Source organism: Paenibacillus lentimorbus NRRL B-30488 (genome assembly GCF_000411595.1).
Lineage (GTDB): Bacteria > Bacillota > Bacilli > Bacillales > Bacillaceae > Bacillus > Bacillus velezensis.
In genome coordinates, this window is record NZ_ANAT01000036.1 from 18996 (window position 1) to 42516 (window position 23521).

A 23521-nucleotide genomic window follows, 5' to 3' on the forward strand; every position below is an offset into this window, starting at 1 on the left:
GCAAAGATTCAACAAAAAAAGACAGGCTATAAGCCCGTCTAAAAGAAGACATCTTCAAATTTCACTTCTTCTGGTTTATTGGTTTCTGTCAATATCTCTAAATAGTGATATATGTCCATCTCGTCAATTGCGCTCATACTCCACCCTTGTTGCAGGAGAGTGGCGTAAATTTCATTTATTTGCTCGATTCCGCGCTCGTAGGTGTATTCTTCTCCGTCTGTTCCGGCAAAAAATCCTGATCAGCAGCCTCAATTTCTTTATAGCCGGCAACTTCCGAGAGAATGCGGCTCACTTCTTTCGCCACTTCAAAAGATTCCAGCCCCTCAAATAATTGATCATAAGTAAATTGATTGCGGAATATCCCAACAATAAATTGCAGCTGTTTTTCGAGGATTTTGATGCTTTTCTCCAAATTATCCGCTGTTTTTTCCGCTTCTGCATTTAATCGTAATGCTTCAAGAAGTGTTTTTGTATTGGTCCGGGGTGCAATAAATGTTTTGAATTTCTTTTCATCTTCGAACCATAGTTTAATAGAAATATGTTTTTGAGCCATGTTGACTCCTCCTTTTCATGCGAATACAAAGGGAAGCTCTTAAGCTTCCCTAATCCCTAAGTTAAGCACCTAGATCCGTACTTGTTTTTTGATCGGCAGTGGATGATGTATAGGCACTGCCATACACTTTTTCATAAAACTTATCTAAATCGAAATTAGGAGCATCTTCATCCGCGATCACTTTATATACATCATCCTGGTCTCTTTCAAGAAATTCAGCTGACAACTTAGAAGTTTGAAAGTCCACTTTTTCTTTTTTGTATTCCAGTCGTCATCAGGCAGTGTAAACCGACCTTGGACTAAGCCGACATATCGTCTTTTTCCATTAGCTTTCACACCAAAGAAAGTCATAGCAATCCAAGGCGGAGTAACATTCTTCTTAAATAAATACAGTCCGTCTGTGGTTTCCTCTATCCCAAACAAATTGACAAGGTGCTCTGGCGGAACATCTCTCATCTCTAAGTCTAATTTCGTTGAACCAGTTGAAACAGCAAGGTCAACTACCTTGTTATCAGCATATTGCTTTTCTGTAGATGAATCAGTTGCCATCTTTGCATTTATCGCATGTGGATAGTCGACAATCTTGCTGGCAACCCACAAACCGTTTTCTTTTTTAATGGTGCGTATTGAACGCCTTCTAATCCCACCATTGAGCTGTATTCAGGCATCATAAAACCTCCGATTATAATAAAATGTTTGCCTCAAACCGATAACCTTTTCGAATGAGGCGCTCTGATTGTAAAAATTCATTGATAAGAACTGTCGTTTGAAAATCCAGTTTCCCCATAACATCCAAGATAGCTGCCATAATTGGATCACACGACTGGTTGTGATACACATCAATTTGATACAAAGTGCTATCTTTAATTGGATGCCCGTCTGCCCATTCAGTCGTTCTGTACTCTAATTCTTGAACCACAATGTAAGGAGGTTGGCTTTCCAAACCTTCTGGCACAGCCAGTTCATAGATGTTTTCAGGGCCAGTCAGCATTAAAAGCGCTGGATCTTTTTCCAGCGCTTCAAATACTTTATTTTTAGTTGTGATGATCTTTCTACTAGATTCACAGTTTAAAGCCTGCCTTTATGACTTTTTCCATTGCATCAAGCATCTTGCCATTCGCCTTTACCATACTCCGGTGAATAAATGGATTGGCAGCTTGATGGAGCGTACCGAATTCCGGCAAGTGAACACGGAATTTTGTATCTTTTGTAGGGCCTACAACTGCGTATTTCTCTCCGTCTTCATCCCGTCTGATACGGCTGCCAACGATAATATCCTCATCAATGTGATGGTGGCTGCCGCCGATGGCAGAGCGCGGTGCTTCATCGTTGATCTCTGCCGCTAAAATTGTTCCTCCTGCTTTCACAGCTGCTTTATGGATTTTTTCATCCTTACGGGCCAGTTCTGCGAAAGTAGATTCAAGCTCTCTAAACCCTTTCAATTCCAATTCAAAGTTCATCGGCTCACCACATTCGCTTTAATCGTAATAAAATGCCGCCGCGAATAATTCGGCAAGATAGCCTCAATTTCATATGAATCGCCCTGAAAGACGATTCGCATATGTTCATTGATATCTTCCCGGTGCCGGATTGTAAATTGAACTGTTTTTTCTTTTTGTATGGCCGCTGCAGCATAATATTCCCGGCCCTTTAAGCCCTCCGCCTTTGCCCAGCATTCAATAACTGTTTCCCACCTATCATTTCCCTCAACAGGCAGACGGCCGCCAGGCTTCTTTTTTTGAAATTGAATGCGGTAACGCATATCATTCAGCATCTGACGCCCTCCCCGGCAATGTATATTTCAGCTGATTGATTAACGAGGTCAGCACACCGTCTAAATTAGATGTTGTACCAGCTATTTCCCTGTTCTCATACCAATGTGCCACAAAAGCATTTACGCACATGGCGGCCCGGGCTGATTGATTGGGAAAAGCAAGGCCCGTTGCCGAAGTGATGTATTCTTTTGCGGAGGCAATGAACGCGAGAATTAAATCGTCCTCCAGGTCACCATCAACCCGGAGGAATTTTTTCGCTTTTTCTAATTCTATTTTTTCAGCTTCTGTCATCTGGCATCACCTGCCTTTCATTCTGCAGGAGTAGTTGATTTCAGTTCATCAATTTGTTTTTGCATACCATCAAGTACAGCCTTCACTTCACTGTTCAGATGATCCATCATGACGCTGCCTGTTCCAATGTTATTGCTGCGAACTGATTTGTCAGCAAGCATTTCATGTACAATGCCGCCCTCATCAATAACTGCTGGATCACCTTTTTCGCCTTTAGGACCTTGCTCGCCTGTTTCACCTTTCGGACCAGCAGGACCAGGTTCCCCCTGCGGTCCTTGTTCACCCGGATCCCCTTTAAGCCCCTTTACAAAGAGTGGGTTTTCTTCGCTATTGTCAGCAACAGAAATATCCGTAATAGGCGCTCCTTCCCCGTTGTCTCTTGCTGACGTTAGCACACCATTACTTTCGTTTAGAATGTTGTTTAGTTTTGCCATCTTTTAATCAATCCTTTCAGTATTAGTTTCCAAGATCAGCAGATTGTTCAGGTGTTTCCACTTTTGCATCCTCACCAACAACAAGATCAGTTACAATGATTGCAGCTTCTGGATCCACTACTTTTCCGTCGAACCGCTCAATACCGCGGAAATATGTCTGATCCGTAAGAAAGGCATCTCCGCCAACATCTGTAGATTTGATTTCAAATTTTTGACGATCAAACATGAAATAGCCGCGTTTAAAGTCGCCGAAAAGAATGTGTGTTTTCTGTGTTTTATCATCCGTCAGGACTTCATCATAGATTTCAACCGGACGCCCAAATAGCAAGAAATTATCCTCATTTCTTGGATCCTCCGCTAAAATGCCGCGGCCGTTTTTGTCTTCGATATTTGCTAGGGTTTCAAACGCTTCAGTATTCATCACCCAAACAGCGTTACGTCGATAACCTCGCTTAATTTGGTTTTCACTTTTCTTAAAACTTAATCGTAATGAGTGACGGCGCTTTAATAGACTTGAATTTGCCGCTGCTAATGATACCTTCAACGTTTTTCTCTCCGCCGTCTCCATAAAAAATTTCATCATTCTCTGTTACAACGGCTGATTCAGACAGCCAGTCCACGATCTCTTGAACAAAATTCACAAATGAATCATTTAACAACTCACTGGAAACAGGCATGATTCCGGCGAATTTCTTGACGTTATACCAAATTTGATCAAATTCCATATTCTTCAGTTCTTTAATCTGTTCTTTCTCCGCTGTGTTATAAAGTTTTCCGGCAACGCCTTTACGAACCGTATAATTTCCGGATGGCGCAGTTTTCGGAACAACACGGATCAGATTACGAACAGAGTTCAGTTCCTGGATAGATTTCAAAATTTCTTTTGAAATATCATCCGGCACTGTATAGCCGCCGTCTTTATCGCTGCCTGCAGATAATGAACGGTTTTCTTTCAAAACGCGTTCCATCATGTTTCGTTCTTCTGTTTCAAGATCATGGCTGCGGCCGGTTAGCACCTTCAACCACGCTTCCCGGTATTCTTTCGTCGCTGTTAAGATATTACGATCTTCCGTCTCTTTCTTCGGTTCACTTTTGATTTCTGCAGAAAAGTTTCGTTCCTCGCCAATCTCCGGAAGTTCTAAACTGCGACCCTCTGTCATTAATTCAATTTGACTCTGCAGCTCTTTTGCTTCGTCAAGCATGCTGCGAGCTTCTTCAGGCTTTCCATCCTCCAAAAGATTTGAAGCCTCTTGTTTCTTTTGTGTGAATTTTTGTCTTAATTCACGTTCCTTTTTGTCATTGCTACTGGCATTCGGGTATCCTCCTTAGATTTGAACATAAAAATAGACCTATAACGTTAGGTCTAAAAGTTCCAATTCCATTTTTAGTTTTCTATTGGCGCATCGCGCATTTCTTTAATCTGTTCGACTTTTTCTAAACTGCGTTCACCGATCACAGCCTCCGTATCGTTATAAGCAGGTGTTGTTACAAGTGATATGTCAAAAATACGCTCGATGTTATTGATTCGACGTTCATATACATCTTCTTCATCATTATGACGCCATTCATCCGGCTCATTCTTGTTATAATTCAGTGAAAAGGCGAAGGAACACTGATTAATGACTCCGCTTCTGATATTCTCCATTAAATCTTTAGCATACGTCGTATCTGTGGGGGTAAAACGGAATTTTAGACCAATAGCATCTGTCTCTAATTCAAGCCGCCCAGCATCGCCAGAAACGGTGTTTCTCGCTAACGGATAATCCTGGCGGTGATTAAAAAGCGCTACTACGTTTGAAAGGTCCGTGGAAGCTAATGCATCCCGGCTGATGATTTCTTTAAACCATCCACCTAAACGTTTAGACCATTTTTCAAATTTTAAGGCGTAACCCTCAATAAAATCTCTTTTCTCTTCTCCTTCACCAGCAGAACGCAACTCAATCTTCGTTGTTAGGTGGCGAACTTCCTTGCTCATGTATGTCCTCACCTCCCTTAACGGAACCTGATTTGTTCATTTGATACTCCTCCAATGAATCAAGGAATGTATAGTTAAGCGATACAAGGTGCCTATCACCGTGTTCAATTGCGTTTTTCTCTTCAAAAGCACGAATTTCATTTATATTTAATGCACTGATCCGTTCCATAATTTCATAATACTCCGCCCTAGATTTCGCATCACCGCGCAGCTCGCTGTTTACATTGAATTTGATATAGAACCCATCTTTAATCTCTTCATCAGTAAAGAGTTTCGTAATAATTTCCTGTTCAAAAGAAACCAGCCACGGCTGCAGCGTGTTTTTTACATATTCAATCGATTGGTGTTCAATATTATTGAATGTTGCCCGGTCCAGCTCATTGATTTTATGCAATGGAACTTTAAAAATAGATGCAATTTGTGCCTTATTAAATTTCATAGACTCCACAAACTGAGCTTCTTGCAACGGCATAGATATTGATTCATAAGAAAGACCGGCATCTATAATTGCAATATTCCGCCCGGCATTTACCTTTTCCCATTCATCTCTCGCCCGCTGTTTTGCATCTTCGTCTATTAAAGTCGGAACTTTTAAGATTCCCCGTGGTGTTGCATCATTTTTATATAATTTCGCATTAAATTTTGTGGCAGCCGACTGCGCGCCAATATGCTCCCTTATAACTCCGATAGGACTCTTACCGTTGATCCCGTCTTCTGTCATACCCTTGAAATGCAAGATCTCATCTGCATACAATTCAACACTTTTTGAATTAATGACAGTTTCATACCACAGCATACCTGTGTTTGGGTTTACATAGGCTTGCGTATTGGCGGGGTTTAATGGTAATAGAGCTGTAATAAAGCCATTCCGATCTGTTTTTATATAAGAATAGGCATTCCCCCATGTACAAGCATGAGTCATCATGAGCTTTTTCCAAGTAAAAGCCGTCATGTATTGATTCGGCTTTAGATAAAGCAATTGGGCAACAGGATGATCCATACTGCTTATAATATTTCCTTGCTTTTTTTTGAATGTATGGACGGCAAGCTTTGCAATGTCATCAGACAGAACATTAACGCACGAAAAAACATCTGGATGGATGAGTGCTGTTGATTCACTGACACGTTCACCGCTAGCTGTTTTTGAGCCGCCGAACATATCTATAATCCAATCAGGAGGATTTGCGAGGCCCCAAGGCTCTTCATCATTTGATCTCTTAGAAAACAGCCCTTCCAAAAACAATTAATCACCTCCTTTTCTTACTGAGCAGCAGTGCATAAAATATAAAAAAGACACCTGTCAAAACAAGACCGATGTCTGTGTGCAAACGATATGCAGCTGCCAATATAAAAGCAGCACCTATGATAAAAAGAAAATCATTTAAAAAAGCATCATGGCTGTCAGTATTTTCTTCACTTCTACACCACCTTTAGAAAGAAAATGAAGCTGACTTGATATATGCGTTTAAATCAACCTCATTATTGATTTGAGAAGCCCGTACATACGCATTCACAAGCGCGGCGGCCGGGTCAATCCGTTGGGTTGATTTTGATTTATCCAGCATGATGTTCTCTTGAGCATCCACTTTTGTTACAGCGTTCCCCATTGCCCAAGTTAGAAGATCATTTTTCGGGTGTATGATTTTTTAGACTTGACCTTTGCTCTGAAGTCTTTGGTCGGCTCTGAGAGAGTTGCCACCCCTTGGCGGATTTCAACCATAACATATCCGTCTGCCTCCATTTGCTGAGCGAACTGAGTAGCGTTATATGGATCGTATCCAATTTCCTTGATGCGCCAGCCATGTTCCTTCTCCATTTTCTTAATATACGCTCTGATATAATCGTAATCGACGACAGCTCCATCTGTTGTTGTTAACCAGTTCTTTTTCTCCCATACGTCGTAAGGGACCTTATCCGTGTTCATCCGCTCATGGAATGTATCCTCTGGCATAAAGCCGTGACTATCAACCGCAAAACTGCCGTCATCTAACGGGAAGATGAAAGATGCGGCGGTTAAATCAATCGTTTTTGACAAGTCAATGCCGACATAACATTCCCGGTTCTTCAGCTCAGGAAATTCATCCGAACCGCAATCCGCCCAAGCTTGCATATCCATATAACCATTCTCGCGCATATTAACCCAAATGTTCATATTCTTTGTCATGAAATTTCTCATCTTCTCCGGCACAGCAAGCGCTACTTCCAATTCTCCACGCAAATAATTCAGCCCGTGTTCGTTAGCTGCCACAATAGGGTTTGCTTTTATCCAATTGCGCTCATCTTTAATGTCATCGTCTTTATCTAATTCATTAATCATCACAAAATACTTTTCATTTTGCTCAACTTTATTGGGATCCAGTATACGTGAAACGTAATCGTATTCCACACGATAGGCGGGATTATTTAGCTCAAACCCTGCTGTCGTAATAATCATCATTAACGGTTGAGCACGAGCAGCCATACCAGAAGCGAGTACATCGTAAATCTCTGAAGTTTTATGGGCGTGATATTCATCGATGATGCCGCATTGCGGGTTGAACCCATCCCCCGTTTTACCTGCATCTTTCGAAAGCGCCTCTATTTTTGACTGTGTTTTGGGATGTTCAATCTTACCGTAAGCAATTCGGTATTTCTTCTCCGGCTTATTCAAAAGGTCACTTTGCATAATCTGTGCTTTAATTTCGTTCCAACAGATTTTCGCCTGTTCCGTTTTTGTTGCACCTATGTAAACCTCGGACATGTATTCGTCGTTAGCCATTGCCTCATAGGATCCAACACATGCCAGGCTTTGTGTTTTTGTGTTTTTACGGCCAACCTGCCAATACACTTTTTTAAAGCGTCGATAGCCGTTATCCTTATGCACCCACCCGTACACATTGCCGAAAATAAATATTTGAATAGGCTCCGGCACAATATTTTCACCTTGCAACGGCCCTTTCGTATGCTTGAATTGTGTCATCCAGTAAAGAAATCGACGCGCTTTCTCATCATCAAAGACGTACGGAAACTCTCTGGTACCTTCCCGGCTGATATCATTTAAAAAGCGCTGACAAGCCCATACGTGTTTTTCACATGCTACAATCTCACCCGATATAACGTCGCGTGAGTAATCAATAAGAAATTGTTTTATTGTCTTCATACATTACCAAACTCCTTTTCCGCAGCCGTCTTTTCTCGTTCCTCCTGTGTGCGGGTAATAGCGAGTTTTGCTCGTGCAGATGGCGTAAGGCCGAAATCGTTCGCAGCTGATTTCATTTGATCATAGTAATTCTTTTGCCGCTTCAATAACGGATGCTCTTCACCAATCAACTGAATAGGATTTCCATCCTCATCCTGTCCCTCGGTATGAACCATGATCCCATCTTTTTCAATGATTTCTGAAATCGAAATATACTGAGAGTATGCATTACAATAGGCGGCCAACATGCTGATATCTGCTTCAGTGATAATCTCCACCTCAGATAACAAAGCAGCAACCCTTTTAAATTCTTTTTTCGCAATTTTATTTAACCAAGGTGGCGCTTTAATATTGTCGGAGCGCATTTTTATCTTTTTTCATGCTCAGCACGCGCAGCCAGCTCCTCCGTATTCTTTTGTTGGGATTACCTTGAATTAGTTGAAGTGTTGCAGATTTAGCAGGTCTCGGCATGTTTTCACCTCATTTCTTTTAAAAAAGTACGTTTTTTTGCTTGTTTTTTTCATCAATCGTGATACGATGGAATCAATCATAAAACCAGTCGTATCAAGCCCTCTCGGCAAATTCGCCGAGGGGGCTTTCTGCTGTTTTCGGAACTTTGAAAAGCGGTGTTTGTTTGCAGAAGGGGGATCGCCGTTCTCCGTTCGTTTCCCTTCCAGAGATTTGTTAGGGGGGGGTGGTCACTTGCCTTTACTGCCATGAGCCTTGTTATGACAGGCATTACACAAGCTTTCAAGGTTCTTTATATCCAATCGTTTCGACCAATCTTGCTTTACTTCCACTATATGATGCACCATGTCAGCCGGAGTGAAGCAGTGTGCTTTCAAACAATGCTGACAGAGATAATTGTCTCGTATCAAAGCAAGTTGTCTTGTTCGTTTCCATTCAGTTGATTTATAAAAACTTGTTATTGTTTTGTTTCTTGAATGTTTGTTGTAATGTTTTGTTTCTTCTTGTTGTTGTGTCTTGTGTGCATCACAGTACCTATCCCGAGTAAGGGCACGGCAACCACGGGCGGCACATTCCTTTAGGGGCTTGGGCGGCATGAACTTATATCCTTATTCCTTTGTTTCGGTGTGAATGCCAAAAAGAATTGAAGTTCATATACATTGATTCCCTCAATACCCCTTCATTCTGTCCCGCCATATCTATGCCCTTACATGTCTGTATCTCTTTTTCTATGCTCTCTCCATACTGTGCTATGAATCCCATCATGCAACCTCCTTACATTCCCTCTAAACCGACACCGTACTCAAGCCGTTAGCCGCCAATTGTCTCCTTGAGATTTACCGGAATCAGTTTACAGGGAATATAAAAAGCACCCCAAAGGATGCTCTAGAAATTCATATTAGATACCACATTAAAAATTGTTCCACTTAGTGTATAAAGTGATTGTAAAGTTGCACTGTCACTTGTAAATTGATTGATTTTATCCATGATACTTCTATACTTACTTACTGCCTCTTCTTGATTACTACTTTTTGTTATCTCTAACATTTCCACAATAAGTGCGAAGATTTCTTCTTGTTTGTCACTACTTTTTCTCATTAAGGTTGAAATCTCTTGCAAGACAGCAGTATTTCTTTCAATCCCCGAGAGCAATTGAAGAGTTTGATCTCTATATTGCTTCTCCGCTTCTTCCTTATGGATCTTTTCTTCAACTTCCCTTTTCTTTTCCTCACTGATTAGTTCACTATACTTATGAATATGACTCAAATCAGGCGTAGGGTAATTCGGTAAACTAACATTTAATTTCGGCAACTTTATATTCCCTAATGGATTGTTAACTCGTCCATTTTCGTTTCCCATCTCATCACCTCCCACCTTATTATCAGGTAAAGAGCACATGAAAGGAACTATTCGCAAAATTTGTCGAACGAAAGTCCTTTATTAATAGGTGGCAACTGTAAGACGAAAAAACATCATTTTATTATAGATGCAATTAACGTTTCTTTTTATAAGCCGCTATATCTTTTCTTAAGAAAAGACGATCTCTATTCGTTGTTTTGATTGGCTTCAGCGTTCCATGATCAACTAGCTGTTTAAGATTTTGACGACTGCATCCGATGATTTCAATCGCTTCGGAGGTGGTTATGACTTCATTATCAAGGAACTCTCTCAATTCTTGAACATCATTAAATACAAACTTATCCATCCTTTGAATTCCTCCATTTCATAACTACATTTATAATCGTCAGCGTGAGCCAGATAACTGCCAGCACTATTGATATTATGTCCAGTACAGTCAGGTTGTTATAGTCCATACGAGCGAATTGTAAGCAGAACAAGACGAAAAATAAAAGTGTTGTGGAGTCTAAAATTTTTTCATTTTCCCGAGCATGGAATTTTTCAATGGTTTTGTTTAATGTTATAATGCAAGAAGGGGAAGTGATTCCCCTCATGAGTTAATTGCGACGTTTCTTCTTGCCTGGAGAACGTCGTTTTTTGTTTTTTCACCCTTTAGGTCTTTGATGTTCTTAATTAATGTCGTAATCCCTACGAGAATTCCGACCAACCAAGCTGTATCCCTAAGGATGAATTCAACCATTTCCATGCTCGTTAACACCTCCTTTCGATACTTTAATTATAGCATCTATATTTACGATCGTCAATATAAAAGATTGAATTTTTTCTTAATCAAAAAAGAGCACCCATTTGGATGCTTTATATTTGGTCATTAAATTTCATCTGAAGCTCTAAATTCTCTAAGTTCTTCCCTCCTATTGCGAATTTCAAGTGAGAGTCTATCTATTGATGTAACCGGTAAGCTTCTAATGTTTATTCCGTTAACAACAAACCTCATTAAAGAGTTGCGTGACACTTCATGTGATTTATCATTTTCATCCCAATAGTTTATCTGTTTGACGTAAGCACCAACCATATTCAGTAAACTTTTAGCTATAGGCGAGTGTCTTAAATCTCCTTCTCCTCCTCTCCCTGGTGCCTTTAATAGGATTTCATGCATTTTACTATGATCATTATTCCATCCCTCAATCCAATTCCTATTGATTGCTTCATCTTCAAAAATTTGTTCGTGCTCAGGTAAGACTCTATAGTTATTGGGTATAGTAACCCACAAAGCACTTACTCTATTATTCTCGAACAAATGAATAAACTCATTTTCATTCACTTCTCTATCTGTATCTAAAGTATTGAAGACTGAATTATAAGTATTTTCAAAAGCCTCATTTAACATCAATCTAATCCTGGTCATAGTGAGATCTTTTTTTAGGTTATTTGCAGGATAATCTCTGTTTTGGACTAAAAATCTTTTCTCTCGTAAATCAAGTGCCATTATTGTATTTATATACGGAGCCACATCAGGTGTGTATATGTTTTTCTCATCATCGACAGAACTTACATCCGATGCAAATTCTTCACTAAAACAAAATGTTATAACATGATCATCGTAGTCAATTTCACTTGTAATGCAATATTCAAATCCGTGTTCGCCTGGCAGCTTGGCCATACTAGCTAAATACTCATGTAAAGCCCCCCCATTCTCTGTTAAATCATTTGCATATGTAAGTTGATAAACTCTAAACTCCATCTTCATGAAAAAAGACCCACCTCTCTTAAGATGAGTCCATTATAATATATTTTTAGGAAATTCTGCAAATTTTATTTAAAATGACAAAACTTCTTCTGCATCAATCCATGTCTCGATTCCGCTACTTAATAATACTTTAACTTCAGTACCATAATCCCCTGCAAGAATCCCCGTTATTACTCCAGTTTGTCCGTTCAAGTGTTCACTACTAGATGAAAGAATCTCAACAGTATCATTAACCGCCATAACATTTCCTCCTTTTGTAAATACCTCAAAAGTGCTCTTGTTCATTTTAAACGCCCCTTACTCGAATATCAATAACTTTTTTTGTCATAAATTAGCATTACCTTTCAACTTATATAACATACGCCATCTTACAAAGCTAAACAGAATAGGCTGTGATCTGCTCTATTTTTCATTTTTAAACGAGATCGCTCAATGTTTTTCTGCACAGTTCCTTTTTTGATCCCCAATAACTGTGCGATCTCTTCGAATGACATGTGTTGAACAGCATGCATCATGAATATGTCTTTTTCTCTTTCTGTGAGAACGGAAAGGGCGTCAGCGATTCTTTCCTTATCCCAATCGCTTACCTCTTCCTCAGCTTCCTGAACGATTGCATATTCTTCCGGCAGTGCATCAATTAAACGCGGATCAGCAAGAATCGTCCTTTGATATGCATCTCTTCTGTCAGCACCTCGGCGGGCGCCGGGCTGTCTTCCGTTCTGCAGCCATTCGAGAGTGAATTCAATATCACTGATCATACTGCCAATTATCTTCTTATCGTTCTTTTGTTCAGCTGTCATTTCAACTCCCGGTGTTTCCGAGAATGACCGGTACATCTTTCTTGCTTCTTTTAACGCTCTTTTATATTCAATGATTAAATCTTGCACTTTTCATCATTCCTTTAAGTCAAAATGAATATGTATCGTTCCAATTATTACTTTTTTGTTCAGCAATATATTGGCGTCTAGATACCTCTGAAACTTTTAAGTTGAAAGTTTTGACCAAGAAGGATTTCAACTCATTATAGAGTTCTTCTCTGCCGCAAAAGATATTTACAAGCTTTCCGTGTTTATAAGCGAATCCGTATTTCATCCTAAACTCCCCTTCTTCTTTCTGTGTTTAAATGGTCCGCTCTTGCCTCGTCTGAGTATTTGCTTGTTTAGGCCTTCATCGTCGCTAAAAACCTTACAGAACACTCCTAAGCGTTTTTATTAGGCTTTTTCATTACTATTTCATGCCGTCCTTTGTTCAAATAAAAAACGGACACCAATCAGAGCACAGTAATTTGTGCAATGATCAGTGTCCGCAGGCTTTCCGTCTTGGACTATAAATTTTTTTTACTTTTTTAAAGTCTTACTATAACCAAATTTAATCATAAAGCTGATTAGGACTATAACTACTATGGCAATCGAAATATCTTTAATCATTGACAGGTTATTCTGAAAAAAACCAGATAACTTTGGATATTTCATTATTGTCATATAACTAATTAGACAAGCTATATAAATCAATGAAGTAGTAGTCATGTTTCTTTTTATTTTATCCATTTCTTTAATTTGCTTTATTCCTTTATCAAATGTAATTATGCCTTTGTCAGTTATAATTGGCTTAAACTCCAATTCTTCATCTTGTTTTGTTTTAATATCCCTCTTAAGATCTAATAAGTTGTTAGATATTTCGATTTTCTGATCTATAGAAAGAAAATTAGTTTCGGAAATATCTTTAATAAGAAGATCTAAAATATCATCAATGCTATACAAACTATGTTGTTTAACTTTATTTGATTTAGCATTGGCAGCGGATAGTGACTCCAAAAGAGGTAAAGAAGGATTTTCTCCCTCTGATATAAAATCTTTCAAAGTATTAATTATTTGATTATTAGCTCTGTTAACTCTTTTAATATAATCTTTTCTTCCAAAAAACTTTGTTAGGGAATTTACAATAAAAGTACTTACTATTGCAGTTATTAAACTAACAATCCAGGGATTCGTTATCCAATCCATTTTCAACAACCTTTTTAAAATAAATCATACTATATTATGAAAAAATTTCATAATATTTTCGTTTGTTCATTCAGAAAAGAAACCATCCATCCCCTTTACTTTTGGGTCACTTTGACGGATGTTATTTTTACAAATCACTGATATATTTTGCTTTTCATCCTTTCATCCCTCTATCCCAGGCAGGACAGAGATTATAAAGAACACAACCACAACTACCGTGCATATCAACCAACTATTCATTTTATCCCGTTTTGCGATGATTGTTTCATCACCAATCATCTTTAAATCATCTGAACGCGCTACAAGGACCGGTATATATTGTTTGGGAACTTTCAAATAATCTGCTGCCTGTTCGACGGTCATCGCTTCATCTTTCGTTGCTTTGACGACACGTTGTAATTTGACTTGTAATGGCATCAATTCAAAAACCCCTTTGCTGAATAATTACATTCGTTTTATTTCACCTTGAACCCTATTTCGTGATCGACTCGTGCAAAGCTGCCTTTTGATGTTTGGATGATTGTCTTTCCGTGCTCTGGGACATCCAATACATGCGCTGTTCCTTCAGTACCATCTAAAACGATGATACGGATTTTCCCAGGCTCCATACTTTGCTGAATACTTCCTTCATGATTTTTAATTTCTTTGGGGTTGTACACCTAGACTCCTCCTGTGCTATGATAGAAGTACCAATTCGATTCATAAGCACTGAGGCATAAGCTTCGGTGTTTTTTTATATCCTTAGTACGGATTTTCCCAGCCGCTCATTGTGAATGCTGGAGACGGCTTTAGTTCCTCTCGGTATATGATTGGATGTTTTTCGACATATGCTGCCAGTTCTTCCGGCGTCATCTTCCATTCCTTTACCGGTCCTGGTACGTAAGGATTGTTGTTGTTTTCTTGCATGTTGTTGACCTCCTGATTATTTGATTTAGGATCCATAGAAAAGCTACATGTCATGACACAATTTCAGTTATAATGACTTCCACCCGCGGCTCTTCACTGTAAAACTTACTGACCTTCAAATCGACTACCTGACTATCATCCTTGTATATCAGATGATTTAAAGCGTCTTTGACACCTTTTACATAGTTATCGACGTCCGGCTTTGTTACAGGGCGTAAAAGGCCTTTTTCAGCGCTCTCCTTTTTTCTCTTGGATCCGGATACAGCTTTCGGCATTGGCCTGAATACTCTGACTTCCATTGCGACAGGACCAGTAATAACCTGCTTCGGCCGATGCTGAGATGCAACCAGTGCCACATACTGCTTAAAATTTTTTGACTTTACAGGATCGCACATTCTAACCTTTCCGTTTTGAATGGATCCTCGCGGCCGTCCTTGGGCGATCGGCTCTCCGTAAACAATAAACTGAATAGAACTCAACAGCCTTTTACCTCCCGTCAATCTGTTCCCAATACTCGATCTGCTTTTCCTTGTAAGGTGCAGTCAGTAATATGACTGGCAGCGCAGCAACTGCTTTAAGCACTTCTCACCAGCTCCATTTGCCTTATTTTCTCCTCCAGGACCCTAATCGCCGGTGTGAGATCCTGTCCGCCTGTCTGTTCAGCCGGGCCGAACATATAAATCCCTCCGGATCCTTGAACGTTCGTTTTTAAGCTCATTCCCATTCTCCTAACCTATGATTTAATTGCATCCGGTCTCCCTTGATGATTACCGTATAATTACGGCACATCTGATGGATCCGAGATCCGAGCGCTTCGTCTATATCTAATAATGCTGCTGTATCTAATTCTGATGAAATCAGCAGGGGTTTGTGGTTCAGGTAGCGATAATTAACGACCGATTGGATCTGCTCAACCTGCCAATCTGTGGCCCGCGGTTCTCCCTTTACTGGTTTAAATAAATCGTCGATGAATAGAACGTCTGCTTTTCTCATTGCATCAAGCTTGGACTCTAGTTGATCAAAGTTGTCTCTTAAATTCCCCATCCCTTCGACGTAAGGGAAATACATGCAGTAAACAGATTTTTTCTTAATAAGGTTGTTCATGATTGCCGTTAATAGGTGCGTTTTTCCGCTGCCAGGCTGCCCAAGGAGGGCGATGCTGTTCGAACGTTCTCCTTTAACTTTTTGAAAATCCTTAAAGTACTCCATAGCGCACTCATATGCGTCTTTAATCATGGCAGGCTTGCCGTCTGTAATGAAATTGCCGAATAAGAGCATTTCAAATTCCTCCGTAATGCCGCTGGCTTCCATAAGCCGGGCGATCTTTTTCTGTTTCACACACTTACATTGCTTAGAATACGTGGTTTTCCACTCCGGGGCCTTATCCGGTAAGCACACTTTTCCTGCATGGTAATCCTCTTCCCTCACCATTTGATCAGCGTTAAGACTCTCCATTGTTTTTTGTTCTTTTCTCAGCTGCCGTTCAGTATCTTGGTGAACCCGATAAACAATGATTCCTTTGTCCTTGCAGTCAAGGCACTCATATTCATCCTTTTTTTCTGAGACGGCCTGTTCCGCTGAAAATTGGGCTGACCTGTCCCGTAGTTTTTTGAGAATGCCCGCCATTGCTATGTCCGTACTTTGTGTTTTGTGAGCTATCATGCTGTTTTTTCTCCTTTCTCTTCTGCGTAAACGGATTTGATAGGACTGCTTCAATGTAATTTAAACCAACCTTACTGCCCTTGTTCCTGAAAGCCTGTTTCATAGCCTCCATGACCTTCTCCTCGCCGTAATCTTCAACCATATAGCCAATTCGCTGAGCTTCAATTGGTCCGATAGTACGGGCGACTTTGTTCTCGAATAATTCAAAGACATTTTTCACTTTTTCATCAACTTCCTTTCTTTCTTCCGACACCTGGACAAGGTCCTTCTTCTTGTTGTAATTGCCAAGCTGTATGTAATCCGCGTAATTCAGAACTGTAACAATAAAGCCGCGTTTTTGCGGCAGCCTGTCCAGTTTTAAATACTCCTGCTTGACCATTCTGTCTAACGAGTATTTGATCTGATCGGATGACCAATTAAAACGCTTTGCTAATTCTACAAGCTTAATGATTGTCTGACCGAGTTCTAAATCCTGATCCGCTCTATACTCTGCCCGTTTGAATAAATGATCGTATATTGTCTCATCCCGTGAATCTTTAAATGGCAGGCGGGGTAAAATGACATATCCTAATCCTTGCGTATCCATATCGCTCACCTACTTCCTTTTACACACTGCTGTTAGAGCCTTAAAATCAATATCTGTTAATTCTAAAGACGGTTCATTTGTCTTCAGATAGTCCGTTACATACCGTGTATATAAGCCCTTCCTCATATCACGCCTTACTGTCTTAACCAGCCAGTAATAACAATGCGGAATCGGAACCTTAATTAAATCCTTTTCCATCAGCTGATCAGCTCCGAGAAATGAATGATACTGTTTAACTGATTTGTTGCACGGCAATATTTGCATCTCTCACACCGCTCCGGCTTTTCGCCGCCGTGTTTCACTTGCAGGATACGACCCATACGCTGCTCAATTTCTTCAAGCTCTACTTCCATTCGGCCCTTATCGATATTGATGACTGCCTTATCCGGCGGATCCTCTTTAGACACCCCCACGATAAGAGGTTCAAGCCACTCGTTACGCCCAGTCATACGCTTTTCCATTTCTGCGTAGAGCGCCATCTGTCCAATGTATCCGTATGCTTCGACAAACGAGCAATAGCCTATTTCCGGATTCCACACCTTTTCTCGAAGTGAACGGGTTGTTTTCAGATCTGCAAAACGGCTGCCGGCCGGGTTATACACGTCCAGCTTGCCTTTCCACGGAACGCCGAAAAGTTCAGCTGTTACGATAACTTCCTTTGCTCCTTGCAGAACGAACATACAGAGTTCGTCATGTTGAATCGCCTCAATCATCAGATCAGCTAACTGATATTGCTTGTACAGCTGGCCTTTTTGTGTAAAAAGTGATGGCGTGTTTCTCTTGAATTCATCAAATACCTGTTTCCCTTCAAGCCAGGCATGAACATATTGACCGAAGAGTAGAGCCTCTGAACCCGGCGGCACCCATTCACCGTTAATTTTGGCCATTGTTGCCGCCTCGCATTGCAGAAAGCTCTTATATTGAGAATTTGACATGTAATATCTATCAATCTCGTTAGAATAGTAATTCTCCTTGTTTAGCGCCGGAATCGTCCTCATCAGCAGGATCACCAGCCTTTTTCTTTTTTTCATCTGCCTTCTCAGCTTGCTCTTTTTGCTTTTTAAATTCTTCTTCAGCCTTTGACTTAGTCGCGCCTGTGGCCTTGATATTGAAGTAATCCTCTTTCTTTGCCATCCCATCACGAAGGGACGTGTAAATGCGTCCAATTTTCAAGAAATCTTGTTCAGTGAAAGCATCGATCGCATTGCCGATGTATTCCTGGATCATTTCTTTTGTAACGCCAAACTCTTTTTTGAAAAGAGATAAAGCGTTTCTGAGACGATCCTCCAAAGGTTCTTTATGACCGCTGATTAACGTTTGCTGACACATATCAACCGCAGCATCTACGATATCGCCTGGAATTACTCCAAGTATGCAGGCACGCAACCGCCGCGCGCCTTGATTAGCAACCATTTCATAAATATCCCTTGGATCATCAAGCTTTGTAATAGCACCGCGCGCTTTCCTTTCATGCTTAACCGTGAAAATCTTCGTTTGACGGGTATTCGTTTCGAGGTCCCAGGCATAAGCCATGACAGACGATTCTCCTGCCTTCTGTTCCAATTCCATAATCCCGTAATCAATGTTCCCCCAGTTCTGCGCCAACGCTTCAGCAAGACGTATAGACGGACCGGATACTTTTGAGCCGCCGCGTGGATATTCGTACACCGCATTCTCGGCCAACAGTCTCCGTTCACACGCTTTCTTAATCCGATCGAACGCCGCATATACATCCCGCGGGAATTTCTTAGCGATGACCATAGCAGCCTGTACCTCTTGAGCTTGACGGCTGACCATAGCTTCGGTAGTCACGTTGGTTGCCTGTTGAGGTGCGGGCATATAATCTGAGTAATCTACCTGAGACAATCCATTCATTTTGCTGCCACCTCTCTCAAATAAGCTTCTGTGCCGCGCCTCTGCCATTCTCGGTATGCGTCCATTGACGGAAAACTGAATACAGGACGGCCATACTTGTCAAATGTAATTGAACCGCCAACCTGACTTAAACGTTCCTGGTCGTCCGCCCGGTCGCTGAATGACACTGTAATTGATTTTGCCATTTATAAAACCTCCATTGTTTTCTATGAGGCGTTTTGATATAATTAGGTTCCAATCAATATTTCAAAACGCCTTACGAAGTCCACTTTGCCGAGTGGGCTTTTTTATTGCGCTGTTTGAAATTCAAAACCAAGCTGCTCCTTTAAGTACCGTTCAAGATTATCCCTCAAAATTACCTCGCCGCTGTCGATTACATAATCATCTGTTGGCGTTATGATGTCCCCAAAAAAATCCTTTTTCATTTCAGGTTCTGACGTTTTATCGTGCCAGTTGTTCAAAACCATTGGATTTTCAATGTTCATTGCGAGCACCTGCTTATTACAGTTAAATTAATACCTCGCTGCTGCATTTTCATAGCTACATCGTACAAACGGCCTTTGTTTGCTAACCGGTTAATATCCTCCGTCAAAACTTTTATGCTTCCGGCTAAGCTAATGGCTTCCTCGTAATCACCATCACGCAGGGCCTCACTTAGCATAATCGCCAATTCTTCTGCTGAATCCACTTTCCGTTTAGCAGCTTCTAAATCTGATTTAAGAAATTGATTGTTGTTCATATCGTAATTGCCTGCCTCTCCTCATGTTTTGCCATTGCTACTTGATCAACTAGCGCTTTTCTTGTCCACCTATCCGCTAGTTCTTGTATCTTTAAACCGTGTCCGCGGGCTAGTGAATAGATGAGTGTCTTATTTGCCGGGATAAGATCGAAAATCTGTTTAATATCACCCATTGGCAGTTCCCCTGCCCTCCTACCCGGCCTGTCACTTGCCAGCCAACGGGCAATGGGCGCAGCCGCTGTTGGGTGCAGACGGAAAAGATAATGCACGAGATCAATATGTTCATAGGCTTCACATACTTCAAACCACTTAATGCATAGTTCAGGAGTGAGTTTGCTAAAGCCATTTTCCACATCAGAAACATATCGTTGATCCTTTCCCCCAATTAAATTACCGATTTGATACTGTGCAAGGCCCGCCGATTTTCGGACACCACGCATAATCTGCGGTAAATTTCGCAAATTGTATGGGTTGTTCTCCATATGTTTGCCTCCTGATATATTCAGTTTTTTACTGAAAATTTAAGTAATGAAAATACTAACTTGCCTGTTGCTTTTTCAACTTGTTAATGATGTAGGCTTGTCCCTTTGGTGTAATCTTCATTGTGAGCCACGTTTTTGACTTTCCGCTTACTTCTCGAACTCCCTGTGCTACTTCAAAGTAACCGCGGTTCACATATTCTTGATAAGGCTCATTTTTGTTGGAGAAGATCATCTTCCAATCTCGTAATTTCTGAAACAACTGCCTCTCACCAATAACAATGCCTTGTTTTGATGCAAGTTTTGCAACCTCTCTGACAAGCAGGGACTTTTCAGACGCCATACACGATTCAGCAAAACTGACTAAAGGCTCCTGAATTCTCAATGTTTGTTCAAGTTGTTGCCGTTCTTCCTGTTCGGTGATCCATCGCTTTGCTCGGCTGACTGGATCATCAATCATATAAGATGGCTGCTTTAGTTTCTGAAGCTCATTTTCCATTCGGTTAAACTCCGAAATATACTTTTCCTTGAACAGCGCTGCCTTTGCACCTGTGTAACCAAAAACTAAGAACGTAAGACCATCACGCTTGATGAGATATTTTTTATAAGTGCGATTTCTATTGTCCTTATATTCAACCTCCCCAAAATTGTGGAGATTAAATTCTTTACTAGAATCAAGGTTTTTAATATCACGTAAAACATGATCATGACGCTTTCCGAATACCTCAGCAACAGTCAGGCTATCGGTTACAACTTGATCGCCTTCAATAAAAACAATTTGATTCATGCGGTTGCCCCCTTACGGAAATACTGGGTATTTTCCTCCACCCAACGGGTATTTCTTTCAATCCATTTAAAAAGCAGCTGTGTTGGAATTTTCTTGCCGAACTCATCATTTACCGGGAAATCAGGTCGCGACATGAGTTCAGACATTTTTGTTTGACCGCATCTGAGTACTTTCATCGCTTCTTCTCTGGTTAAGATGTGAGGAAGCTCATTCAACGCTCCCAGCCGCTCGACTAACATATCTGTTGCCCTATCAGCAATTTTTGCTGCAATTTGATCAATGAAGTTATCGTCGTATTGCATGGTAAACATATTTGGTACCTCCTATGCTGTGTTTGATTTTTGTTTCGAAACGACGACATTTTCTTCAAAAAAAAAGCGTCCAATCGACATCAAAGTTGTTAGCAATTCTCTTTGCTAGTTTTACTGAAGGATTTCTCTTTCCTAATTCAATGTTTGCGTAAGCACCTCTAGAGATACCAATTTCCTCAGCTGTTTCCTGTTGGCTTTTGTCTCCACGGATGTCTATCAACCATTTCCTCAATAGATTCACCCCCTATTTGCGTCGAAACGAATCATTTGTTTTTATGATATCGTCCATTAGAAACAATGTCAATAACTTTTTCGTCGTTTTGACACAAAACTTTATTTGTTTCATTTCGACACGTTATAATGTTTAATGAATGAGGTGAAATTATGTTTAAAGACCGGTTAATTCAACTCCGTAAAGGCAAGAAGTTAACACAAGAACAAATGGCTGAAAAGGTTGGCGTTCACAGGGGCACATATGCTAATTATGAAAGAGGCCATAGACAGCCAGACTATGAAACTTTAGTTAAAATAGCTGATTTCTTTGAAGTCTCTATAGATTACTTGTTAAGAGGTCAAGAGTACTACCAAGATAAAGCTAAAGAACTCCGTAAGCAGAATGATGTTCGTTTTGATAATGTCGAAGGACAGGAACGGATGACGGAGGATGAAAAAGATAAATATCTTGCAGATGCTCTAAGACGACTTGATGGAATTGAAAAAATGATTGCAGAGAATTTCAAAAACAAAAAGAGGAAAAGTAATTATTCTTTATTGTTTATTAAGTTATTTCTGTTTACTAATAAGATCGGAACTTGAACCGGAATACAAATGAACCCGATCCGAAAGGATAATTTCACCATGTTCCTAATCCCTTATGGTTCAAGGGTTTTCAATCTTATTCTCATCTGAAACTGATCCGGACTTGAACGGAATCTCATCAGTAAAAATCGAGTCGTTGAGAAAAGTCCTGTTTTTAAATTTTGATTAGCCCTTTTAGGGCTTTTCTTTAAACAAAACACCAGAACATAAGTTCTTTTCCAGAATACATTAAATCTCCTCCCCCTACTCATTAATTTCATTTGTATTTAAAACAACTCCTATACTTAATCTAAGAGGTGAAAGAATGTATACCAAAGAATTAATCAAGGGTAAAAAATGGTTAGCAGTTGGAGAAGGCCCTCGTGACCCAGTCACCGGCAAACGAAAGCAAATTCCGCGGCGAGGCAAAACAAAAAAAGAAGCCGAGCAAAGAGTCCGTGATGCAATTGCAGCTTTAAATGAAGATGGCATCGATGAATCAAGAGTGAAAAAGATAACTTTTGATCAAGTCGCAGCCGAATGGCTGGAAGAGTATATGTTAACAGGGAAGAAAAAGAACACTGTCCGAATCAGACGAGAAGAGATAAAAATATTAAATGCCTACATTGCCAAATCCATCATCAATAAAATAACCTTGAGACAGTATCAAAAAATACTTAACAAACTAGCAGAACAAGGGTATTCACGAAGCACTATGAATGGAGTACATACGACAGCAGGCATGATATTTAAGTATGCTGTTAAAGTAAAGTTTCTTAAAAGCAATCCTATTGCAGATGCTATAGTGCCTAAAAAAGAATAACCGTTGAAGAAATTGAAAATAACAACATAGCTGAAAAATACCTCGAAAAATCGGAGATCGAGGAATTTCTTTTAGCAGTTAAAAATCACGGTCTACACATGGATCTGGAACGATTTTATTTACTTGCTTTTTCAGGTATGCGATCCGGGGAGTTATGTGCCCTCAAATGGTCTGACATCAATTTCGAAACAAAAGAACTCCGGATAACTAAAACCATTTATTCAGAAAGTAATAACATGAGAGAGTATGAATTAACTCCACCCAAAACACCTGGGTCAATTCGAACAATTGCTATAGACGATCAAATTATAGCCATGCTGAAAGCATATAAAACGAAAGTGAAAAAGATGCATTTGCAATCACAAACAAAATTATCTGAGTACCATAATGAAAACTTTATTTTCGCAAGAGCAAACGGATACCCTTACCTGCCAAAAAGCATCATATATCGGATGGAAAGAATTCTAAAAAAAACATCCATAAAAAAACATGCGACTCCTCATATATTCAGACACTCACATATCAGTATGTTAGCTGAAGCAGGTGTCGATATTGCGACCGTGATGAAAAGAGTCGGCCACGATGATGTGAAAACAACAATGAAAATCTATACCCACGTTACAAATAAAATGAAAGAGGATGCCTCACAAAAAGTTCAGCAAACTTTCGGAAGCATCCTCGATCTCGGGATTTCATAAAGAAATGTTATTAAAATGTTATTTTTTAAGAAAAACGGGTGACTAACCCTCTTGAACCCTTGTCACATCAAGGG

31 protein-coding genes and 7 pseudogenes are annotated in these 23521 nt (G+C 40.2%); 2 read left to right on the plus strand and 36 right to left on the minus strand.

The window, feature by feature from the left end:
• Positions 1 to 175: 175 nt before the first annotated feature.
• The 36 genes and pseudogenes from gpG to D368_RS17400 form a co-directional block, all read right to left on the minus strand.
• Positions 176 to 553, minus strand: a complete 378-nt coding sequence (gene gpG, locus D368_RS17235; protein WP_014418189.1) for a phage tail assembly chaperone G — start codon at positions 551 to 553, stop codon at positions 176 to 178.
• 61 nt (positions 554 to 614) lie between these two features.
• Positions 615 to 1221: pseudogene (locus tag D368_RS17240) on the minus strand (major tail protein).
• A 14-nt stretch (positions 1222 to 1235) separates the two neighbouring features.
• A pseudogene (gene gp17, locus D368_RS17245) lies at positions 1236 to 1618 on the minus strand (tail completion protein gp17).
• On the minus strand, positions 1615 to 2013 hold the full coding sequence (locus tag D368_RS17250) for an HK97-gp10 family putative phage morphogenesis protein (RefSeq protein ID WP_101562202.1): 399 nt from the start codon (positions 2011 to 2013) through the stop codon (positions 1615 to 1617). Before D368_RS17250 ends, gp17 begins: the two are co-directional and overlap by 4 nt.
• Positions 2010 to 2327 carry a phage head closure protein gene (locus tag D368_RS17255; protein ID WP_095324150.1) on the minus strand — a complete coding sequence of 106 codons (318 nt, stop codon included), beginning with the start codon at positions 2325 to 2327 and terminating at the stop codon, positions 2010 to 2012. The genes D368_RS17250 and D368_RS17255 overlap by 4 nt, the downstream gene beginning before the upstream one ends.
• Positions 2317 to 2619, minus strand: coding sequence for a head-tail connector protein (locus tag D368_RS17260; RefSeq protein WP_014418194.1), 303 nt, complete (start codon positions 2617 to 2619; stop codon positions 2317 to 2319). Before D368_RS17260 ends, D368_RS17255 begins: the two co-directional genes overlap by 11 nt.
• A 17-nt stretch (positions 2620 to 2636) precedes the next feature.
• Positions 2637 to 3053, minus strand: a complete 417-nt coding sequence (locus D368_RS17265) for a collagen-like triple helix repeat-containing protein (protein ID WP_101562203.1) — start codon at positions 3051 to 3053, stop codon at positions 2637 to 2639.
• A 22-nt stretch (positions 3054 to 3075) separates the two neighbouring features.
• Positions 3076 to 4365 (minus strand): annotated as a pseudogene (locus tag D368_RS17270) (phage major capsid protein).
• Between the two features lie 37 nt (positions 4366 to 4402).
• Positions 4403 to 5028 (minus strand): annotated as a pseudogene (locus tag D368_RS17275) (HK97 family phage prohead protease).
• Positions 4991 to 6271 carry a phage portal protein gene (locus D368_RS17280; RefSeq protein WP_060560119.1) on the minus strand — a complete coding sequence of 427 codons (1281 nt, stop codon included), beginning with the start codon at positions 6269 to 6271 and terminating at the stop codon, positions 4991 to 4993. The pseudogene D368_RS17275 and the gene D368_RS17280 overlap by 38 nt, the downstream one beginning before the upstream one ends.
• Positions 6272 to 6458: 187 nt before the next feature.
• Positions 6459 to 8167, minus strand: a pseudogene (locus tag D368_RS17285) (terminase large subunit).
• Positions 8164 to 8677: pseudogene (locus tag D368_RS17290) on the minus strand (phage terminase small subunit P27 family). The pseudogenes D368_RS17285 and D368_RS17290 overlap by 4 nt, the downstream one beginning before the upstream one ends.
• Positions 8678 to 8904: 227 nt before the next feature.
• Entirely contained in the window at positions 8905 to 9270 is a 366-nt protein-coding gene (locus D368_RS17295; RefSeq protein WP_032863623.1) for an HNH endonuclease, read from the minus strand.
• A gap of 289 nt (positions 9271 to 9559) precedes the next feature.
• On the minus strand, positions 9560 to 10033 hold the full coding sequence (locus tag D368_RS17300; protein WP_025852592.1) for a hypothetical protein: 474 nt from the start codon (positions 10031 to 10033) through the stop codon (positions 9560 to 9562).
• Between the two features lie 133 nt (positions 10034 to 10166).
• Positions 10167 to 10379, minus strand: a complete 213-nt coding sequence (locus D368_RS17305) for a helix-turn-helix domain-containing protein (protein ID WP_101562206.1) — start codon at positions 10377 to 10379, stop codon at positions 10167 to 10169.
• 522 nt (positions 10380 to 10901) lie between these two features.
• Positions 10902 to 11780: a hypothetical protein gene (locus tag D368_RS17310; RefSeq protein WP_032861539.1), complete on the minus strand. Its 879-nt coding sequence runs from the start codon at positions 11778 to 11780 to the stop codon at positions 10902 to 10904.
• Between the two features lie 69 nt (positions 11781 to 11849).
• Positions 11850 to 12020, minus strand: coding sequence for a hypothetical protein (locus tag D368_RS20330; protein ID WP_154303299.1), 171 nt, complete (start codon positions 12018 to 12020; stop codon positions 11850 to 11852).
• A 128-nt stretch (positions 12021 to 12148) separates the two neighbouring features.
• On the minus strand, positions 12149 to 12667 hold the full coding sequence (locus tag D368_RS17315; RefSeq protein ID WP_101562207.1) for a sigma-70 family RNA polymerase sigma factor: 519 nt from the start codon (positions 12665 to 12667) through the stop codon (positions 12149 to 12151).
• Positions 12668 to 12686: 19 nt separating this feature from the next.
• Positions 12687 to 12872: a hypothetical protein gene (locus D368_RS17320; RefSeq protein ID WP_025852602.1), complete on the minus strand. Its 186-nt coding sequence runs from the start codon at positions 12870 to 12872 to the stop codon at positions 12687 to 12689.
• Between the two features lie 245 nt (positions 12873 to 13117).
• Complete coding sequence (locus D368_RS17325) at positions 13118 to 13783, minus strand: hypothetical protein (RefSeq protein ID WP_025852606.1); 666 nt, start codon at positions 13781 to 13783, stop codon at positions 13118 to 13120.
• 162 nt (positions 13784 to 13945) lie between these two features.
• Positions 13946 to 14203, minus strand: a complete 258-nt coding sequence (locus D368_RS17330) for a hypothetical protein (RefSeq protein WP_025852608.1) — start codon at positions 14201 to 14203, stop codon at positions 13946 to 13948.
• A gap of 35 nt (positions 14204 to 14238) precedes the next feature.
• Positions 14239 to 14442 (minus strand): XtrA/YqaO family protein, encoded by a 204-nt coding sequence (locus D368_RS17335; RefSeq protein ID WP_025852610.1) that lies wholly within the window; start codon positions 14440 to 14442, stop codon positions 14239 to 14241.
• 82 nt (positions 14443 to 14524) lie between these two features.
• Complete coding sequence (locus D368_RS20335) at positions 14525 to 14689, minus strand: hypothetical protein (protein ID WP_162918043.1); 165 nt, start codon at positions 14687 to 14689, stop codon at positions 14525 to 14527.
• A gap of 50 nt (positions 14690 to 14739) precedes the next feature.
• On the minus strand, positions 14740 to 15168 hold the full coding sequence (locus D368_RS17340) for a RusA family crossover junction endodeoxyribonuclease (protein ID WP_101562208.1): 429 nt from the start codon (positions 15166 to 15168) through the stop codon (positions 14740 to 14742).
• A 95-nt stretch (positions 15169 to 15263) separates the two neighbouring features.
• Positions 15264 to 15407: a hypothetical protein gene (locus D368_RS20340; RefSeq protein ID WP_192840832.1), complete on the minus strand. Its 144-nt coding sequence runs from the start codon at positions 15405 to 15407 to the stop codon at positions 15264 to 15266.
• Complete coding sequence (locus tag D368_RS17345; RefSeq protein ID WP_101562209.1) at positions 15404 to 16315, minus strand: DnaA ATPase domain-containing protein; 912 nt, start codon at positions 16313 to 16315, stop codon at positions 15404 to 15406. Before D368_RS17345 ends, D368_RS20340 begins: the two co-directional genes overlap by 4 nt.
• Entirely contained in the window at positions 16236 to 16937 is a 702-nt protein-coding gene (locus tag D368_RS17350; RefSeq protein ID WP_101562210.1) for a DnaD domain protein, read from the minus strand. Before D368_RS17350 ends, D368_RS17345 begins: the two co-directional genes overlap by 80 nt.
• Positions 16938 to 17134: 197 nt before the next feature.
• Positions 17135 to 17968 carry a PD-(D/E)XK nuclease-like domain-containing protein gene (locus D368_RS17360; RefSeq protein WP_371979617.1) on the minus strand — a complete coding sequence of 278 codons (834 nt, stop codon included), beginning with the start codon at positions 17966 to 17968 and terminating at the stop codon, positions 17135 to 17137.
• Positions 17892 to 18812: a hypothetical protein gene (locus D368_RS17365; protein WP_088056595.1), complete on the minus strand. Its 921-nt coding sequence runs from the start codon at positions 18810 to 18812 to the stop codon at positions 17892 to 17894. Before D368_RS17365 ends, D368_RS17360 begins: the two co-directional genes overlap by 77 nt.
• A complete protein-coding gene (locus D368_RS17370) occupies positions 18809 to 18997 on the minus strand; it encodes a hypothetical protein (RefSeq protein WP_025852623.1) in 189 nt (62 codons plus the stop codon). The genes D368_RS17365 and D368_RS17370 overlap by 4 nt, the downstream gene beginning before the upstream one ends.
• 102 nt (positions 18998 to 19099) lie before the next feature.
• On the minus strand, positions 19100 to 19297 hold the full coding sequence (locus D368_RS17375) for a YqaI family protein (protein WP_088056596.1): 198 nt from the start codon (positions 19295 to 19297) through the stop codon (positions 19100 to 19102).
• Positions 19294 to 19551: a YqaH family protein gene (locus D368_RS17380; protein WP_014418217.1), complete on the minus strand. Its 258-nt coding sequence runs from the start codon at positions 19549 to 19551 to the stop codon at positions 19294 to 19296. The genes D368_RS17375 and D368_RS17380 overlap by 4 nt, the downstream gene beginning before the upstream one ends.
• The gene (locus D368_RS17385; RefSeq protein ID WP_101562211.1) at positions 19548 to 20033 is read right to left on the minus strand and encodes a helix-turn-helix domain-containing protein; all 486 of its coding nucleotides are present in this window, start codon (positions 20031 to 20033) and stop codon (positions 19548 to 19550) included. Before D368_RS17385 ends, D368_RS17380 begins: the two co-directional genes overlap by 4 nt.
• A gap of 55 nt (positions 20034 to 20088) precedes the next feature.
• Positions 20089 to 20817, minus strand: a complete 729-nt coding sequence (locus D368_RS17390; RefSeq protein ID WP_047935882.1) for a phage regulatory protein/antirepressor Ant — start codon at positions 20815 to 20817, stop codon at positions 20089 to 20091.
• A complete protein-coding gene (locus D368_RS17395; RefSeq protein ID WP_032863594.1) occupies positions 20814 to 21128 on the minus strand; it encodes a hypothetical protein in 315 nt (104 codons plus the stop codon). The genes D368_RS17390 and D368_RS17395 overlap by 4 nt, the downstream gene beginning before the upstream one ends.
• Positions 21129 to 21183: 55 nt before the next feature.
• Entirely contained in the window at positions 21184 to 21360 is a 177-nt protein-coding gene (locus tag D368_RS17400) for a helix-turn-helix domain-containing protein (RefSeq protein ID WP_128575014.1), read from the minus strand.
• A gap of 152 nt (positions 21361 to 21512) precedes the next feature.
• On the opposite strand from D368_RS17400, the gene D368_RS17405 reads away from it, so the two are divergent.
• Positions 21513 to 21944: a helix-turn-helix domain-containing protein gene (locus D368_RS17405; RefSeq protein ID WP_486129291.1), complete on the plus strand. Its 432-nt coding sequence runs from the start codon at positions 21513 to 21515 to the stop codon at positions 21942 to 21944.
• A gap of 307 nt (positions 21945 to 22251) precedes the next feature.
• Positions 22252 to 23447, plus strand: a pseudogene (locus tag D368_RS17410) (tyrosine-type recombinase/integrase).
• Positions 23448 to 23521 lie beyond the last annotated feature (74 nt).